The 16,386-nt window shown below is 45.4% G+C and carries 18 protein-coding genes; 11 read left to right on the forward strand and 7 right to left on the reverse strand.

Going from position 1 to position 16,386, the window contains the following annotated elements; translation table 11 throughout:
• Window positions 1–5: 5 nt before the first annotated feature.
• The gene (locus IEY13_RS17225; RefSeq protein WP_188954354.1) at window positions 6–1,175 is read left to right on the forward strand and encodes an alpha/beta hydrolase-fold protein; all 1,170 of its coding nucleotides are present in this window, start codon (window positions 6–8) and stop codon (window positions 1,173–1,175) included.
• 93 nt (window positions 1,176–1,268) lie between these two features.
• On the opposite strand, the gene IEY13_RS17230 is transcribed toward IEY13_RS17225, so the two are convergent.
• Entirely contained in the window at window positions 1,269–2,045 is a 777-nt protein-coding gene (locus IEY13_RS17230; RefSeq protein WP_188954356.1) for an SDR family NAD(P)-dependent oxidoreductase, read from the reverse strand.
• A 39-nt stretch (window positions 2,046–2,084) separates the two neighbouring features.
• Window positions 2,085–2,474 carry a VOC family protein gene (locus IEY13_RS17235; RefSeq protein ID WP_188954358.1) on the reverse strand — a complete coding sequence of 130 codons (390 nt, stop codon included), beginning with the start codon at window positions 2,472–2,474 and terminating at the stop codon, window positions 2,085–2,087.
• Window positions 2,475–2,660: 186 nt separating this feature from the next.
• Here IEY13_RS17235 and IEY13_RS17240 point away from each other — a divergent pair, with 186 nt between their 5' ends.
• From IEY13_RS17240 to IEY13_RS17250, 4 genes are all read left to right on the forward strand, one after another.
• A complete protein-coding gene (locus tag IEY13_RS17240) occupies window positions 2,661–2,885 on the forward strand; it encodes a hypothetical protein (protein WP_188954360.1) in 225 nt (74 codons plus the stop codon).
• Entirely contained in the window at window positions 2,815–2,979 is a 165-nt protein-coding gene (locus tag IEY13_RS30510) for a DoxX family protein (protein WP_505661241.1), read from the forward strand. Before IEY13_RS17240 ends, IEY13_RS30510 begins: the two co-directional genes overlap by 71 nt.
• Before the next feature lie 229 nt (window positions 2,980–3,208).
• Window positions 3,209–4,465: an AAA family ATPase gene (locus IEY13_RS17245; protein ID WP_188954362.1), complete on the forward strand. Its 1,257-nt coding sequence runs from the start codon at window positions 3,209–3,211 to the stop codon at window positions 4,463–4,465.
• A gap of 2 nt (window positions 4,466–4,467) precedes the next feature.
• On the forward strand, window positions 4,468–4,956 hold the full coding sequence (locus IEY13_RS17250) for a hypothetical protein (RefSeq protein WP_188954364.1): 489 nt from the start codon (window positions 4,468–4,470) through the stop codon (window positions 4,954–4,956).
• A 42-nt stretch (window positions 4,957–4,998) separates the two neighbouring features.
• Here IEY13_RS17250 and IEY13_RS17255 read toward each other — a convergent pair whose 3' ends face one another.
• Entirely contained in the window at window positions 4,999–5,856 is an 858-nt protein-coding gene (locus IEY13_RS17255; protein ID WP_188954366.1) for a helix-turn-helix domain-containing protein, read from the reverse strand.
• Window positions 5,857–5,939: 83 nt separating this feature from the next.
• On the opposite strand from IEY13_RS17255, the gene IEY13_RS17260 reads away from it, so the two are divergent.
• The 4 genes from IEY13_RS17260 (at window position 5,940) to IEY13_RS17275 (ending at window position 10,455) form a co-directional block, all read left to right on the forward strand.
• Window positions 5,940–6,875: an NADP-dependent oxidoreductase gene (locus tag IEY13_RS17260; RefSeq protein WP_188954367.1), complete on the forward strand. Its 936-nt coding sequence runs from the start codon at window positions 5,940–5,942 to the stop codon at window positions 6,873–6,875.
• 23 nt (window positions 6,876–6,898) lie between these two features.
• Entirely contained in the window at window positions 6,899–8,023 is a 1,125-nt protein-coding gene (locus IEY13_RS17265; protein ID WP_188954369.1) for an L-dopachrome tautomerase-related protein, read from the forward strand.
• An 11-nt stretch (window positions 8,024–8,034) separates the two neighbouring features.
• Window positions 8,035–9,522, forward strand: a complete 1,488-nt coding sequence (locus tag IEY13_RS17270; protein WP_188954371.1) for an L-dopachrome tautomerase-related protein — start codon at window positions 8,035–8,037, stop codon at window positions 9,520–9,522.
• 111 nt (window positions 9,523–9,633) lie between these two features.
• Window positions 9,634–10,455: an SDR family NAD(P)-dependent oxidoreductase gene (locus tag IEY13_RS17275; RefSeq protein WP_188954373.1), complete on the forward strand. Its 822-nt coding sequence runs from the start codon at window positions 9,634–9,636 to the stop codon at window positions 10,453–10,455.
• A 72-nt stretch (window positions 10,456–10,527) separates the two neighbouring features.
• Here the strand turns inward: IEY13_RS17275 and IEY13_RS17280 are convergent, their stop codons facing one another.
• Window positions 10,528–11,247: a peroxiredoxin family protein gene (locus IEY13_RS17280; RefSeq protein ID WP_188954375.1), complete on the reverse strand. Its 720-nt coding sequence runs from the start codon at window positions 11,245–11,247 to the stop codon at window positions 10,528–10,530.
• Between the two features lie 251 nt (window positions 11,248–11,498).
• Between IEY13_RS17280 and IEY13_RS17285 the strand changes: the two genes are divergently transcribed.
• On the forward strand, window positions 11,499–12,857 hold the full coding sequence (locus IEY13_RS17285) for a sensor histidine kinase (protein ID WP_188954377.1): 1,359 nt from the start codon (window positions 11,499–11,501) through the stop codon (window positions 12,855–12,857).
• Window positions 12,857–13,555: a response regulator transcription factor gene (locus tag IEY13_RS17290; RefSeq protein ID WP_188954379.1), complete on the forward strand. Its 699-nt coding sequence runs from the start codon at window positions 12,857–12,859 to the stop codon at window positions 13,553–13,555. The genes IEY13_RS17285 and IEY13_RS17290 overlap by 1 nt, the downstream gene beginning before the upstream one ends.
• Before the next feature lie 120 nt (window positions 13,556–13,675).
• On the opposite strand, the gene IEY13_RS17295 is transcribed toward IEY13_RS17290, so the two are convergent.
• From IEY13_RS17295 to IEY13_RS17305, 3 genes are all read right to left on the reverse strand, one after another.
• The gene (locus IEY13_RS17295; RefSeq protein WP_188954381.1) at window positions 13,676–14,209 is read right to left on the reverse strand and encodes a YciE/YciF ferroxidase family protein; all 534 of its coding nucleotides are present in this window, start codon (window positions 14,207–14,209) and stop codon (window positions 13,676–13,678) included.
• A gap of 152 nt (window positions 14,210–14,361) precedes the next feature.
• Window positions 14,362–15,012, reverse strand: coding sequence for an acyltransferase (locus IEY13_RS17300; RefSeq protein WP_188954383.1), 651 nt, complete (start codon window positions 15,010–15,012; stop codon window positions 14,362–14,364).
• Complete coding sequence (locus IEY13_RS17305) at window positions 15,002–16,372, reverse strand: undecaprenyl-phosphate glucose phosphotransferase (protein ID WP_188954385.1); 1,371 nt, start codon at window positions 16,370–16,372, stop codon at window positions 15,002–15,004. Before IEY13_RS17305 ends, IEY13_RS17300 begins: the two co-directional genes overlap by 11 nt.
• Window positions 16,373–16,386 lie beyond the last annotated feature (14 nt).

The following is a 16,386-nucleotide window of genomic DNA, read 5'->3' on the forward strand; positions in this document are numbered from 1 at the left end:
TAACAATGAACCACAGAATAGCCATTATAGCTGTATCGGCCGCCCTGCTATGCCACTATGGTAAGGCCCAGACAGTGCCCGTTACCCCAACAGCATTCAGGCCAGCCGAAAGTAATCAGCCCGGCAAGCTTTACCCGCAGGTAAACACCACAGGCCATGTACGGGTTAGCATTGCCGCTCCGCTGGCCAACAAAGTGCAACTGGATATAGGCGGCAAAAAATACGACCTTGCTAAAGATGAAAAAGGTGTTTGGACGGGCGAATCTCTTCCGCAGGATGAAGGGTTTCATTATTACCAGCTGATTATAGACGGCGCTGCTATACCTGACCCTGCCAGCCGTTATTTTTATGGTGCCGGAAGATTGGGTAGTGGCATAGAAATACCCGCACCTGATGAGGCGTTTTACGCCCTGGAGGATGTGCCACATGGCCTGGTTTCAGAAAACATCTATTATTCTTCATTAACCCAAACCTGGCGCAGATGTTTTGTTTACACGCCTGCTGCTTACTATACCAGCAACACCTCGCGCTTTCCGGTGCTGTACCTGCAGCACGGCAGTTTTGAAGATGAAACCGGATGGGCCACACAGGGCAAGGCCAATCTGATTCTGGATAACCTGATTGCGCAGCAGAAAGCTAAGCCCATGCTGATAGTGATGGATAACGGTTACGCATTTAAACCAACAGACAGTACCAGTACCGCCCCTGCCCGGCAAGGTGCTTCCATTTTTGAAGACGTACTTATTAAAGAGGTGATTCCCATGATCGATAGCCGCTTCCGTACCCTGGCCAATAAAGAAAACCGGGCCATTGCAGGGCTTTCCATGGGTGCTAACCAAACCATGCGTATTGCCATGAACCATACCGACAAATTTGCTTATTACGGTGGCTTTAGCGGCACATCTAACTATCCTGATTCCAATGCCATTGATGTTAATCAGTTCCTGGGTGGAAAATTTAAAGATGGTGCAGCGGTAAACAAACAATTAAAAGTATTCTGGCTGGGGCTGGGTACGCGTGAACCAGTTCCTTTTCCTGCATCGGTAGGCGCTTTCCGGGCTATGCTGGATAAGCAGGGTATTAAACATGTGTATTACGAATCGCCCAAAACAGCCCACGAATGGCTTACCTGGCGGCGCAGCCTGCATCAGTTTGCTCCTTTGTTGTTCAGATAACAAAAATGCTGACGCAGTTGAGGTTCGCTTAAACGCAAAGATGCCGCCTCTTTTTTGAGCCGGCATCTTTGCTTAAAAATATCAGCCTTGTTATCAGGCCCCCTGGCCCAACTGTAACATCAGCCCGCCATCCATAACATAAGTTGATCCGGTAACATAATCGGCTGCCTCAGAAGCCAGAAACACCGCGAGCTGTGCTATCTCTTCAGGCTGGCCGGCTCTTTTCAGAGGAATGTTTTGTGTGGCCTTTTCCAGTTGCTCCTTATCATCAATTGCCTTTTGATTCATAGGCGTTAAAATCATACCCGGCGCAATGTTATTAACAGTAGTACCCGTTTCAGCCAGCTCAAGGGCCAGCGTTTGCGTAAAGCCTTTTAATGCTCCCTTTGATGCGTTGTAATCAGCATTACCAGGGGCAACCACTGCTTCGTGAATGGAGGAGATATTAATGATTTTACCCTTGCTGTTATTCTTTCTAAGATACTGTATAAACCATCTGCAGGTAAAGAATATACCATAGACATTGGTTTTCATGGTGGTATCAAACGTTTCCGTACTCATCTCCCCTACCGGAATACCGGAACCGTTTACAGCCGCGTTGTTCACCAGTATATCAAGGCCGCCCAGTTCTGCCACCACGCGATCCAATACTTCCGTAACCTGTTTTTCTTCTGTAACATCCAGGTGCAGTACCACTGACTGAACACCGTATTGCTCCATGCTTTTTTGTGTATCTAACGCCCCTTCTTCATCAGAACGATAAGTGATAGCAACTTTTGCGCCTGCAGCGGCGTAAGCAATGGCGGTAGCGCGGCCTATACCGGAATCAGCGCCGGTAATAAAAGCCACTTTATTTTGTAGTGTTTTCATAGCAGAGTGTTCTGCAATGAATAGACCAGTTTTAAACAGCTACAGCGTGTAACCAATTTCCCACACGTGCCCAAACGGATCTTTCAGCTTACCAATACGCCAATCGTCTTCCGTAGTCATCGGGCAAATTTCGGTGGCACCCAGTTGAACCGCTTTATCAAACAATTCATCGGCCCGTTCCGTTTGCAGTATTATACGTACAGGGTTATGAGCGGCAGCATCCGGGCTCAGGTTGCCATTATGCGGCTCTTCATCCGCTACATAAAAGGTGGCACTTTCTATGTCAATTACGGAGGAAATTTTCTGTTCTGGCAATGCAAACCTTTTGGTTTCCACCGCTCCAAAGGCGGCTGTATAAAACTCCACTGCCTTCTTCCCATCCTTTACCGTTAAAAACGGGCGCACAGTAGTTGTGTTGTTGCCGGCCATAGTTCACCAGGTTTTTTCCTAAGATACGCAGGTCTGCGCAATTGTCAGCCAACCATTTCACTGGCATTTATTTTGATGAGACATTTTCCGATAAAATATATTACAGAATTAGCGGACATTGCCGGCAGGTATCGCCCTGGCGGCAATTTTTATTCAACCCCTTCCGTAAAACAGGCCAGCACACATATGCAGCAGATACGCCAATACTTTGAAAAGCTGGTTACCATGACGGATACCGACTGGGATCTTTTTTCTTCCGGACTGAACGGCAGGAATTTGCCAAAAAATAGCGGCAGCTATAGGCCTTCTTATTCCCCGGCTGCAACAGATTACGGCGTGGTTGCTGATTCTGTTTTTTCTGCTGACGCTTCCGGCCAACATATACGCTTCGGTAAAGCGGGTGAACTATGAAAAGGGAACTTACGATGGTTATGGGCTCTCCTATCTTTGGTTTAGAATTCCCTTGCAGTTGTTTTTTATTGCCTGGACGTATTTACTTAGGTAAAAATCAAGCCCGCCGCCATGAAGAGCACAGTGGTATCTGGTGGTAAATGCGTAGAAAACGAACAGGAATATTAAGCTATAACATGGCGAGGCAGATATCATTCCTTAATACTTGCCAAAAAGAATAGAAACAAGCCTCAAAAGCAGAATAGAGACGATAATCTGAGGGACTTTTCCCTTCTTTGGGATATTTTTGCAATAAGACGGCGCTAAAAGGGAGAATTTATCAAATGAGTAGAATACGAATAAGGAATTTTGGCCCTATCAAAGACGGGGTTCTTGATAACGATGGTTGGATAGAAGTAAACCGTGTAACTGTTTTTACTGGTAACCAGGGCGCAGGTAAAAGCACTGTTGCCAAACTCATTTCGTTTTTTACCTGGCTGGAGAAAGACACTTTCAGGCTTCAGGCGGTGTCTGATACAAAAGCCAGAAGTGGTATACGAGTAAACCTTTCTCAGATAAACGCTTTTCGCGATAAGCTGGCTTATCAGAATATTGATGAGTACTTAAAGGAAGATACTGAAATAGAATATATCGGAGAGGCGTACCGGTTTCATTTTGCAAATGGGAATCTGGAGACAAGCATTGTTGACATACCCTCCTATCATCTTCCCAAAATCATGTATGTTCCTGCAGAACGTAATTTCGTAAGTGCTGTCAGTAACGTAAATTCCCTGAAGGGACTTCCCAGAACATTATACACTTTCGCAGACGAATTCAGTAATGCGTTAAGGAATCTTAATGGAAGAATTGATCTCCCCATAAACGATACTCAATTCAAATACGACAACATAGAAAAAACCTCTCACATAATCGGGGCAGATTACAAAGTCAGTTTATCAAATTCTTCCAGCGGTTTTCAGTCGCTTGTGCCTCTTTATCTGGTAAGCCAATATCTTGCTAATCCTGAAAATTACTCCAGCGATCGCAGTAAAAAGAATACCAGTATTGAGGACGAGAAAAGAATGCGGCAGCAGATCGAAGATATCCTAACAAATCCCAACCTTTCGGAGGATGTGAAACAGGCTTCCCTGGAATTGATTTCACGATCTTCGCAATACACTTCTTTTGTCAATATTGTGGAAGAACCCGAACAGAATTTGTTCCCGAGCTCACAGCAGCAGATGCTTTACAGCCTTTTAAAGTTCAACAATTTACAACCGGATAGCAAACTGATACTGACAACACATAGCCCATACATAATTATGTATCTTTCACTGGCCATTCAAGCCCATAGGTTGTCGGAAGAAATTACGCCGGAAAAGTCTCAGATGCTGACAACCCGGCTTAACCATATTGTTCCTTTAGAATCCCTGATTACATCAGACACCGTAAATATTTACGAGCTGTCTGAAAAGGACGGCACGATCAGGAAGCTGAAGTTTTCATACGGAGTACCCTCAGATGAAAACTATTTAAACGCTCAGCTTAACCTGGGAAACATCTTATTTGATCAACTTTTAGAAATAGAAGAAGAGTTGTAAGTATGAATTTTTTCAAACGGGAATGTCAGGAACCGCCAATTACTGATGCACAGTTTGGCATATGCGACGCAGCAGGCGGAAGAGCCTTTACAAAGACTATTAATCCTGAAACATGGACGGCAGAAGTTGAAAACCGACAACAAATACCAGTTGTTTTCACAGCTATCGATAATTGCGTCTTACAATCTTACGAGCTTGAGGAAACCGGTCGCTTCGATGGGATGCTGACTACAAACATTCACTTATATCTAGTTGAATTAAAAGAACGCCAAAACAGCAGAATCAGCAAATCAATTCAACAGCTTACTGACACAATTAATTTATTAAAGCAATCTCACGACCTGAGCCGTTTCAGGCATAAAAAGGCGTATGCGGCCATAAAAGTAAGAAGCCATCCCAACTTCCACATTATACGACACTCTGAACGACAGGAATTCTTCCAGACCTACGATTTCCGACTGGATTTGCAAACCAGGATTATACTGGATTAGGGAGATAATAAAGGAGATTTGAGGATGGAGTTCTATTCTATATTAAATCTTTCCCGCCGTCCCCGCCACCCGCTCCAGCCTGAAAGCTTTGGGACTTACGCCTCTGTTATTCCGGAAAAACTTATTCAAATGGCTTTCATCCGTAAAGCCAAACTCGTTTACAATCTCTCCCAGACGTTTATCGCTGTGTGTCAGGCGGTGCTCTATTAATGTTTGACGGTATTGGGTAATGTATTTCTGCAGCGTACTCCCGGTATGTTGCTTGAAATATTTGCCCAGGTAATTAATAGATACATTGAAATGATTACACAGGTACTCGGCGCGGAGTTTATCGGGGTAATAAATATTGGCCTGTATAAAGTTGAGGATGTTGGCGGCCTTTTGGTCGGTATTGCCACTTAACTCCAGGTGCAGAAACTTGGCAATGTTACGGGCCACCAGTACAATCAGCGTGTTTACATACTGCTGAATCAATTCCTGGTTGTAAATGTCGCGGCTTTCATATTCTCTAATGATGGCGTCTACCAACGGTTTCACCACCTGTTTGTCCACAATGTTTTTTAAAATGCAGCCCGGCTTGTGGTTGGCGTTCTGTAAAATAAACTCCAGCTTTTGAATGTTACTGGTAAGAATGCCCGATTCGCGTATGTAAATATCATTAAACCGCAAATAGAAAAAGGTGGTGGTGGTTTGTACATCAAAAGAATGGCAATCTTCCGGCGTAATCAGAAACATGTGGCCGGGATGGTAGGCAAACTGGTTCTGGTTAATGCACTGTATGCCGGTGCCTTCCACTATATATACCAGCTCAAAAAAACTGTGTTTATGCCCTGCGCACGGGCCCTCCTCCAAGGTTTTGTACTCAATGGAAAAGGGTTCATGCAAATTCTCGCGCTTCATAACATTTACCGGTTTATGGCAAAGTTATACCAAAATCCATAATTCAGGCAGGTATAGTTTTGCTATATCAAACAAGATCAGTTATGAAAGCGATAGTTGTAAGCAGCCCCGGCCCCGTTAGCCAGCTGCAGTTGGAAGAAGTAGAAAAGCCAGTTATTCAGGAAGGAGAAGTACTGATTCAGGTAAAAGCCATCAGCATTAACCCGGTGGATGTAAAAAGTCGCGCCGGCAAAGGCGTATACGGACGTTTGAAAGATCAGAATCCGTTGATATTGGGCTGGGATATTTCCGGCGTGGTAACAGCATCCAGATCGGAAGCTTTTAAACCCGGCGATGCGGTGTTTGGCATGGTCAACTTTCCCGGCCATGGCAGAGCCTATGCAGAATATGTGGCGGCACCGGCAGCACACCTGGCTTTGAAACCAGACAATATTTCCTTCGAAGAGGCTGCGGCTGCTACCCTTGCGGCATTAACCGCCTGGCAGGCTATGGTACACAACGCTAAAGTACAGGCTGCGCAAAAAGTACTGGTGCATGCGGCGGCGGGTGGTGTAGGGCATTTTGCGGTACAGCTGGCCAAACACCTGGGCGCACACGTAACAGGTACTTCCTCTGCCCGCAACAAGGCGTTTGTACTGGCATCCGGTGCAGATGCACATATTGACTATACCACGTACGACTGGGCCAGCCACCCGGAAGAGTTTGATTTTGTATTGGATACCATTGGTGGCGATACCATTGAACACTCGCTGCTGGTAACGAAAAAGGGCGGCACCGTCATCAGTATTCCTACGGGATTGAATGAAACAGTTACTGAAAAAGCAAAGGCCAAAGGGGTACATGGTTATTTTATGCTGGTGCAATCCAATGGTGCCGACATGCAACAACTGGCTCTTTTGCTGGAGAAAGGTATTTTAAAAGCGCATGTATCTAACACGTATCCTTTTACAGAAATGGCCAATGCGCACCTGCAGCTAGAAAGCGGCCGCACCATAGGCAAAGTAGTAGTAACCCTTTAATCCTCACCTTATATTTTAATGATATGAAAAATTACATAGCAGCCATAACACTGGCGTTATTAGTAGCAGGCTGTTCCGGCAACCCCGCCGCAGATAAAAGCGATAACAGCAATAAGGCAGATAGCATTACCGCACCCACCCTGGAAGCAGTTTTTGCAGATAGCACCTACCAGTTAACAGGTGTTGCCGTAAGCACCCATGGGCGCGTGTTTACCAATTACCCCTACTGGCTGGATCAACATGCTTATTCCGTTGTGGAAGTAGTAAATGGTAAAGCCTTGCCTTACCCGGATAGCAGCTGGAACAGCTTTACCAAAGGTGAAAACGGGCAAAACAAATTTGTATGCGTGCAGAGCGTGGTAACGGACGATAAAGGCAACCTGTGGGTAGTAGATGCGGCTGGTATTGGCCTGGGAGCAGTGTATCAGCGGAGCAACAAAGTGGTAAAGATAAATCTGGCTAATAACCGTATTGAACGTATTTACCGCTTCCCGCAAAATGTGGCAGGTGCAGATGTGTACCTGAATGATATCCGTATAGATAATCAAAACGGATTTGCATATATGACAAGTTCGTCCAATGGTGGTATTGTGGTGTTGAACACTAATACCGGTGAATCCCGTTTTGTAATGGGTAACCATACCTCTGTACTGTCAGACACTGCATACCATTTTTCCCCCCTGGGCACAGAGCTGCAGAAAGGTGATGGCAACGTGCTGAAAGTAAACTCCGATGGTATTGCACTTACGCCTGACAACCAATGGTTGTATTACAAACCGCTTACAGATGACAAACTATACCGGATAAGCACCGCTCTGCTCCGCAACTTTCAAACACCGTTACAAACTATTGCAGACAGTGTAAAAGACCTGGGGCATTTTGTTACCACAGACGGAATGATCTTCGATAACAAAGGCAACCTGTATCTGGGCGATCTGGAAAAGAGCAGCATTGTAAAAATTACGCCCGATCTCAAAATTCAGACCCTGGTTACGGATACCGCACGGCTTATCTGGCCGGATAGCTACAGCATTTCCCCCGATGGCTACCTGTATATCTCCACCTCCCAGATACAGTGCATGCCCTGGTTTCATAAGGGTACGGATAAAATACAACGCCCTTTCCACATTTACCGGTTAAAAATCTAAAAGCCCCTCTCATGAAAAATTTACTAGTCGCAGGTGTTATTGCACTTGCCCTGCCCTCCTTTGCCCAGGATGTACAGCATTTTAAATTAAACGCCTTGCCTGTTAAACAGGTTAACGCGCTGCTTACCCGCAGCACCATCTCCGGCGAAGCGGGCACCATTGGTTATTTTACCTATCAGAAAGGTGCGGTGGTGCCCATGCACCAGCATTTGAACGAGCAATACTCCCTCATCACCAAAGGCAGCGTAAGCGTATCTATAGGCGGTAAAGAGATAATTGTAAAAGCCGGAGAAGGCATTATTATACCCGCCAATGTGCCGCACAGCTTTACAGCTCTGGAAGATGGTACGCTGGATATTGATTTTTTTGCCCCCGCCCGCATGGATTGGCTGGCTGGTACAGATAACTATTATACCGCCACTGCTACCACAAAAGATACTGCCACATGGAACGGCCATACAACCCGGCCTGAAATGTTTGCCACCGTAAGCAATGCCGTAGGCAACATCAGCTTTACGCCCCGTGGCGAGCTGGTGTATAGCCACCACCCGTTTTTTAACCCCGATATACGGGTAATGAAATACGATGCGGAAAACAAACGCAGCACACCTTTCCCCAACCTGGCCTGGAACACGCCCCGCAGTACCGACGATCAGTACCTGAGCAGTATATTGGGTATTCGCAATGATGCCAATGGCATTATCTGGATGCTGGATATGGGGCAGCGCAATAACATTACCCCCAAACTGGTGGGATGGAACACGCGTACCGATCAACTGGAGCGCATTTATTACCTGCCCGCTACGGCGCTGGTACCCGAATCGCAGCCCAATGATATGGTGGTAGATACCCGGCATGGTGTATTTGTAATAGCCGATGAAGGCATTGGCAACGGTGGCGATGGCAGCAAAGCTTCACTGATTATAGTGGATATGAAAACAGGAGCAGCACGCCGTGTGTTGCAGGGCACACGCACTACCCGGCCGGAAAACACGCCCACTATCATCAGCGGCAAACACCTGTCGGTAAACCATAAAGACCTGCTGGTGGGCTGCGATGGCATTACGGCTGATGCCAGTTTTGAGTGGCTGTATTATGCACCGCTGAACGGCAAAAACTTATACCGCGTGCGCATGGAGCACCTGTTAAATACGCAGCTTACTACCAGCGCACTGGATACCCTGGTAGAAACATACGCCACTAAACCCAATAACGGAGGCTTGAGTATAGACGTGGAGGGTAACCTATATCTTACCAGTATGGAAACCAACAGCGTTACTGTTATACTGGCGAAAGACCGCAGTGCACACCTGCTGGTGGCGGACGATAACCTGCTGTGGCCCGATGGCGTTAGCTATAATGCGGCTGATGGTTATATGTATGTTTCAGCCGCGCAGGTACACCTGGGGGCTGTGTTTAACAAAGGACAAAACAAAGCCAAAGCGCCTTTTTACATTTACCGTTTTAAACCACTGGCAGCGGGCGTACCTTATAAATAGCATCAAACGCAGGTTGCGTAGTTCTGTACTATTCTTTCCGGTAAACGGACTATTTCCCCGGCTGTAATCGCCTCAACTTTGACTTATCAAAACAATCAAAAATATTCATTTATGAGCAAGACAATCTTTATAACCGGTGCATCCAGAGGCTTTGGTAAACTGTGGGCAGAAGCTTTTTTAAAACGTGGCGATAAGGTAGCCGCCACCTCCCGCAACATTGCCAGCCTGCGAAGTCTGGCTGATACGTATGGCGATAACTTTTTGCCTATTGCCTTAGACATTACCAACCGTGAAGCAGGCATTGCCGCGGTAAACCAGGCATACGATTACTTCGGCAGTCTGGATGTGGTAATCAACAACGCAGGTTACGGCGTGTTTGGTGCTATTGAAGAAGTAAGTGAGCAGGAAACCATAGATATTTTCAACGCCAACGTGTTTGGTACCCTTTGGATTACACAGGCGGCGCTGCCCATTTTCCGCAAACAGAAGCATGGACATATTATACAGCTATCCAGCGTACTGGGTGTGTGGACGCTGCCTACACTCGGTATATACAACGCCACCAAGTTTGCCGTAGAAGGCTTAAGCGAGGCACTGGCCAGCGAGGTGGCTGAGTTTGGCATTCATGTAACCCTGCTAGAACCGAATGGTTATACTACCGATTTTGGTGGTGCCTCTGCCGTACAAAGCAAAGCAATAGCTGCATACGATGGTATTAAATCGGGCCTGGCTACCGCAGAAGGCTTGTTACCTGAAGACTATGGCAAGCCGGAAGCTACAGTACCCGCCATACTTAAACTGGTAGATGCAGTAAATCCGCCACTACGTTTGTTCCTGGGTAAATTAGGATATACCAAAACACAGCGTGTGTATAAAGAAAAACTGGATACCTGGAAAGACTGGGAAGAGGTGGCTGTGGCTGCGCATGGTTAGTACATTACATAGGCTGCAACAAAGCGCACCGGATTTTGAATCCGGTGCGCTTTGTTTTATTTACACAGGTTGTTACCGCAACGCATCAATTGCACCCGCCAACTCTTCCCTTATATTGGGCATAGAACTCACCAGCTTTTGAATATTGCCTTCCTTATCTATAACAATGCTGATAGGCCATGAGGCAATGTGGTATTTCTTATCCACCTCACCGGAACCAGGTAATAACGTATAAGTAAAGCTATGATTCTGTAAAAACCGGTTCACTCTGGCTGCATCGTTAAATGTAAGGCCCAGGAATACTACATTCCTGTTCTCATAAGTCTTTACCAGTTCATTCAGGTCGGGCATTTCCTGAATACAGGGCGCGCAGGTAGTGAACCAAAAATTCAGTACCACTACTTTACCACGCAGTGCTTTTAAACTCCAGCTATTGCCCTGTAAATCTTTCAGTTCAAAATCCGGCGCGGGTTTATTGAGCATAGCATCATACGCCAGTTTGCTTGCCTCCTGCCGCCTGCGGCTTTCCTCCTTCATTTGTGCTGTTTCCCTTACCAGGTATATAATGCCTTTTTCGTCGTCTGCTGTTTTTTTCATAAACGTCATATTGCCATCGCCCCAGGATCTGGAAACACTGTCCAGTTTATCAGCTGGCAGCACGCTGCCATCCGGCATTATAAAGGTGGGAGTTTTGGACATGGTTATTTTTTGTCCGGTAGCCTGCGCATTGGCATTATAGAAAGCGCTTACGCTGAAAAGGAATGCAATGATGATAGAATGTACTTTTTTCATAAAATTATTGTTTTGATAGTTGTGTAATTAGTGGTTCCCTGTATTGTGATAACAAAGCTAGCAACCTCTTTTCCGTTGAATGTTAACTGTGGAAGCGGGAATACTAATTGCCGTTAACACTTGTGCTAACAAACAGATTTTCAATGGTTATTTTCTGTGTTAACCGGAGTTAACACTATATATTCAGCAGATGGTCTTTCGTTGTGAGGAGATAACGACTTTTGTACAACCATCACTAAAATGGTATAGGGATGAAAAAAAGATTACGTTATATATTTTTCATTGCAGCGTTTACGGCCGGGGGTATTATTATCTGCCAGCTTTACTGGGTTTATTTTAATTATAAAACAGCCAGATCCAACTTTAACCAAACAGCTACCCTATCGCTAAGGCAGAGCATTGACAGTTGTTTGCTCGGCCAGGATACCCTGCCTGCCTCTCTGGCCGATAAAAAACCAACGCTTACTTTTATGATGACGCAAAAGGCGAACGTTATGCGCGCTGCAGCCCGGGATTCAGCAGTCAGGCCACGGCAGCCTACATATACCATGCAGCTGAATACGGTAGAAATAAATGAAGATCAGCTTCCGGGTGTAAGAACGTTGGTGGCCCGCCTGTTTTCTCAACGCAGTAACAAAGCGCTTAGTCTGGAAAAGCTGAACCATTTTTTTGAGAAGGAGTTGTTACGAAATGGTATTACAGAAGCGTTTATACTTACTATAGAACGGAGCGGAAGAAGCCTGCTTCCGGGAGGAATAGAAGCTACCGTAACTTTAAACAAAGAGCCCGTTATTGTAAAGGCGGAATTGAAAAACAGGAATGCTTTTTTTTTAAAAATGAACTTTCTTCCTGCACTGGTATCCACCTTACTCATTGTTTTATCAGCAGGCAGTTTGTATTATATGGGGCGTATTATCAAAAGACAAATGCAGCTGGACGGCATGAAAACGGATTTCATCAATAACGTGGTTCATGAACTGCGCACGCCGTTAACCATTCTCAAATCGTCTAACGAAGCGTTGTCAAGCTTTGGGGCAGCCGGCGATGAAGCATCGCTGAAGCGCTACCTGGGCATCAACACCCTTGTTATTGAAGATCTGGATAACAATATTGAACGGATTTTGGATTTTAGCCGGTCGGAACAAGGCAGGCGGTTGCCGGTAACCGAAACGATAGATCTTGTTCCTGTTTTACACCAGGCACAATTACGGTTTAGTCAGGTAAACAATGCTTCTATAACCATCATGGCTGACGAGGCCCCCTTCCCTATAGTTACAGACCCCGTTATGCTGGGCATTATTCTTACCAACCTGCTGGATAACGCTATTAAGTATTCTCCGCAGCAACCTGTAATCGGCATTGCTGCCAGGCGTGGCGATAAAAAGTGGCAGCTGGAGGTGAGTGATCAGGGCATGGGTATTCCGCGTGAGTCTTTGCCTTACATTTTTGATAAGTTTTACCGGGTACCCACCGGCGATCTGCATGATATAAAGGGATACGGCATTGGCCTCACCTACATTAAACAACTGGTTACAGACCTGAACGGTAATATTGAAGTAGCCAGTAAACCGGGTAAAGGCACTACATTCACGCTAACATTTTATCAATAATGGAAAACATAAGAGTTCTATTGGTAGAAGATGAGCAGATACTGGCTGCGATTATTAAGGAATCTCTGGAAAAGAGAGGCTTTCTATTGGAGACTGCTAAAAATGGCGTGGAGGGCTGGGATATGTTCAAAACATTCCGGCCGGATGTGTGCGTAATAGATATCATGATGCCCCGCAAAGATGGCTTCTCCCTTATTTCCGAGATTCGTGTTGTTGATGAAGATATTCCGCTGATTGCGCTTACGGCCAGAACACAGGCGGAAGATGTGGTAAAAGGTTTTGAACTGGGGGTTGATGACTATATGAAAAAGCCTTTCAGTATGGAAGAGCTTATTCTGCGGTTAAAGGCGCTGGTACGCCGCAAGGTGGGTAAACCAGGAGAATTCCGCCCCGCAAATATGCAGGTAGGCAGGTTTACTTTCCGGCATCAGTATCTGGAGCTTTCCAATGGCGCGGAAGTACACACGCTATCGCAACGGGAAGCTGATCTTTTGCTGCTGCTGGTTCAACAAAAGAATCAGCTGCTGGACAGAAAGCTTGCGCTTATTAAACTATGGGGAGAAGATAATTCACTCACCGCCCGGAGTATGGATGTATATATTACACGCCTACGGAAGTTTTTCAGGGAAGATTCTTCCATTGAAATTATCAATACCAGAGGGCATGGCTATTCACTGATAGAGCATGAAATGCGTTAAGCACGCTACCGCAACTAATACCTCCCGCAGAAATTCAACAATATGCTATTAAAAAAAGCGGATGCTTTCGTTTCCGGAAGCATCCGCTTTTATACTAACCGTTCTGGCTACTGTTTTCTTTTATTCAGGTACGTCAACCGGTTCTTTACTGGCCTGGTAGTTAATGCCTTGTTCTGCAATATCTGTTAAAAGTGCATCGGTATCTTTTTCTTCCTCCAGCGTTTCTTCCAGCAAATCAGCAAGCTCGTCCTGATCCATGGTGCGCGCAAGTTGTGCAAGACTACCATAACAGGCCATTTCGTAATGCTCCACTTTCTGGGCGGCGATAATTAAAGCCACATCACGCTGAGCAGTTCCTGCTTCCGTTTCGTCAATTACCTGCCAGCCTTCATCAAATATGCCCTGTAGCCCTACGCAAAGTTCGGGCTGTGCAGGTTGTTGAAGTAAGTTAAATACTTCGTCAAGACGCTGTATATGTGTATTGGTCTGGTGAAGGTGTGTTGAGAAACATTCTTTTAAGGCATCCGTGGTTGCTTCGTCACGCATGGTAGCCAGCACTGCTACCAGATGGGTTTCGCCCCAGTACATTTCCCGTAACATGGTGTTAAAGAATACCTCCAGTTTAGAATGTACCCCGGTTTCTGTGTTTTCCATAGTATAATTTTAATGTATGATTGTTCACCGGTATTATCAGTAAAATCATTCCGTGCCTTTACCGCGTTTTTAGAAGGCATTTACATTACTATTAATACCCATGTTCCGCTGAATGGGTATCTGAAAGGGCATTCATCGGAATAAAGTAGCTGCTATTCCCATTGAACAGGGCTCCGGATCACTTTGGCGGGGTTACCTCCTATCAGACTGTTTTCCTGGGTAAAAACACCCCGTACAATGGAACCGGCAGCTATAACACACCCGTTGGGTATCACCGTACCTTTATAAATCTTCACATCACAGCCTATCCACACATGGTCACCCACAATTATTTCAGCGGGCTTACTGTTTTTACCTTCGTATTGGATATGGTGAAAGTCTTCATCCAGAAACTGACAGTTCCACGATATCACACAATCGCTTCCGATAACCAGTTTATGGCTGATTACAAAAGTGCTCATGGCGTTGATGTATCCGTTTTGCCCAATGATAACGGTGGCATTTTCTGCAATATCAAAACGGCAGCCCCTTCCTATAGTGTGGTTTCCTTTAAAGAACAGGGTGCCGCGGATATTGAGATAGGTAACATCTTTGTTGTGAACAAACCGGGCATTGCCCAGCCCTATTTGCAGTATGGTGTTGCTGGTAATATTCTGTACGCCTTTAATAATCACTCTTCTGTGCATCAGAATATTTTTACCGTACTGTATTTTATGCTTCAGAAAATAAAACAATACCAGCCAGAAGCTGGCATCTGCCTGCCTGCATACCCGGTACATTCTGAAAATATTGTTAGCAGGCATTCTCCTCCCCCTTTAATACATTGTATACTGTTTTACAAATAATGTTAACATCGGTTTTCAAACTCCAGTTTTCTACATACCAGATATCGTATTCAATCCGCTTTTGCATCTGGCGGATGTTTTTAGTTTCGCCTCTGTATCCGTGTACCTGCGCCCAGCCGGTAATACCGGGCTTAATAAACTGCCGCACCATGTATTTTTCAATCAGTTGCGAATACTCGTCTGTATGCTTCAGCATATGCGGCCTGGGGCCTACAATGCTCATATCGCCCCTCAATACATTTAAAAACTGCGGAAACTCATCCAGACTGGTACTGCGTAAAAGCCTGCCAATACGTGTAATACGTTCATCATTTTTCTGTGCCTGTATATGGTCTGAGCCGTCATTCACATGCATGCTTCTGAATTTGCGGATATGGAAGGGGATATTGTTGGCTCCGCTTCTTTTCTGAAGAAAGATGATTTTGCCTCGTGTTTCCAGCCATATAAACACCGCTACCAGCGGAATAAGCCAGGAAATAACCATAATCAGAACCAGCAGGCTGAATACGATATCAAACAGGCGCTTGATAATACGATTATTCACATGCTGTAGAGGCTCTTTCTGCAATGAAATAACCGGTATCTCCTGCAGGTATTGCACTTCTGTATGTTTATTCATATATACCCCCATGTTGGGCACTATTTTAAAGCGCACACAATGCTGTTCGGCCTGTCTCGCCAGTGCTTCCACATAGGCTGTATTGTCCGGCGTTACCGTGGCATATATTTCGGTGATGCCATATTGCATGCACACTTCCATCACATGGTGCCGGTTGCCCAGTATAGGATACCGGGATAATTCATGCACGCCGGACTCATCTTCACAATAGCCCACAATTTTTTTGTTGATGTTATCAGCCTCCAGTCGCGTTACCAGCTGAACAGATAGCTCGTTATAGCCTACTATCAGTATTTTATGGGCATGAAAATGTTTGCTTCTGTAGAAGTTAAAAACAATACCGCTGGCTAGCCGGCCAGCAAACAATACCAGATGCAGCAGCAACAGCGCTGCCAGGATAGCGGGAAGGGGCCATGCCTGGCGGAAGAAATAAACACTGATAAGGGAAAAAAACAGAAAGAATACCACCCATGACTTTCCGGAACAGTTGAGCCGGGAAGCAGGCGACAGTATATATTTCTCATCGTAAATATTACATACCATGGCAGCTGATAACCAAACCAGATTAAGTATGGCAAATTGGTTGAAAACCGGAATATGCGCCGGATAATAAAGACTGTACCAGACAGAAAGCAAAGAAAAGGTAAGATTGACCAACACCAGATCCACCAGCATTAAAATCAATTTTAGATTTTTCACAAAAGGTGTAGTCA

This window comes from Filimonas zeae, from assembly GCF_014641615.1.
In the GTDB taxonomy this organism is placed as follows: domain Bacteria; phylum Bacteroidota; class Bacteroidia; order Chitinophagales; family Chitinophagaceae; genus Filimonas; species Filimonas zeae.

What these genes read in the sequence shown, in the direction of transcription:
- IEY13_RS17225 (WP_188954354.1), top strand. Translation starts at nt 6, where the DNA reads ATGAACCACAGAATAGCCATTATAGCTGTATCGGCCGCCCTGCTATGC.
- IEY13_RS17230 (WP_188954356.1), bottom strand. Translation starts at nt 2,045, where the DNA reads ATGAAAACACTACAAAATAAAGTGGCTTTTATTACCGGCGCTGATTCC.
- IEY13_RS17235 (WP_188954358.1), bottom strand. Translation starts at nt 2,474, where the DNA reads ATGGCCGGCAACAACACAACTACTGTGCGCCCGTTTTTAACGGTAAAG.
- IEY13_RS17240 (WP_188954360.1), top strand. Translation starts at nt 2,661, where the DNA reads ATGCAGCAGATACGCCAATACTTTGAAAAGCTGGTTACCATGACGGAT.
- IEY13_RS17245 (WP_188954362.1), top strand. Translation starts at nt 3,209, where the DNA reads ATGAGTAGAATACGAATAAGGAATTTTGGCCCTATCAAAGACGGGGTT.
- IEY13_RS17250 (WP_188954364.1), top strand. Translation starts at nt 4,468, where the DNA reads ATGAATTTTTTCAAACGGGAATGTCAGGAACCGCCAATTACTGATGCA.
- IEY13_RS17255 (WP_188954366.1), bottom strand. Translation starts at nt 5,856, where the DNA reads ATGAAGCGCGAGAATTTGCATGAACCCTTTTCCATTGAGTACAAAACC.
- IEY13_RS17260 (WP_188954367.1), top strand. Translation starts at nt 5,940, where the DNA reads ATGAAAGCGATAGTTGTAAGCAGCCCCGGCCCCGTTAGCCAGCTGCAG.
- IEY13_RS17265 (WP_188954369.1), top strand. Translation starts at nt 6,899, where the DNA reads ATGAAAAATTACATAGCAGCCATAACACTGGCGTTATTAGTAGCAGGC.
- IEY13_RS17270 (WP_188954371.1), top strand. Translation starts at nt 8,035, where the DNA reads ATGAAAAATTTACTAGTCGCAGGTGTTATTGCACTTGCCCTGCCCTCC.
- IEY13_RS17275 (WP_188954373.1), top strand. Translation starts at nt 9,634, where the DNA reads ATGAGCAAGACAATCTTTATAACCGGTGCATCCAGAGGCTTTGGTAAA.
- IEY13_RS17280 (WP_188954375.1), bottom strand. Translation starts at nt 11,247, where the DNA reads ATGAAAAAAGTACATTCTATCATCATTGCATTCCTTTTCAGCGTAAGC.
- IEY13_RS17285 (WP_188954377.1), top strand. Translation starts at nt 11,499, where the DNA reads ATGAAAAAAAGATTACGTTATATATTTTTCATTGCAGCGTTTACGGCC.
- IEY13_RS17290 (WP_188954379.1), top strand. Translation starts at nt 12,857, where the DNA reads ATGGAAAACATAAGAGTTCTATTGGTAGAAGATGAGCAGATACTGGCT.
- IEY13_RS17295 (WP_188954381.1), bottom strand. Translation starts at nt 14,209, where the DNA reads ATGGAAAACACAGAAACCGGGGTACATTCTAAACTGGAGGTATTCTTT.
- IEY13_RS17300 (WP_188954383.1), bottom strand. Translation starts at nt 15,012, where the DNA reads ATGCCTGCTAACAATATTTTCAGAATGTACCGGGTATGCAGGCAGGCA.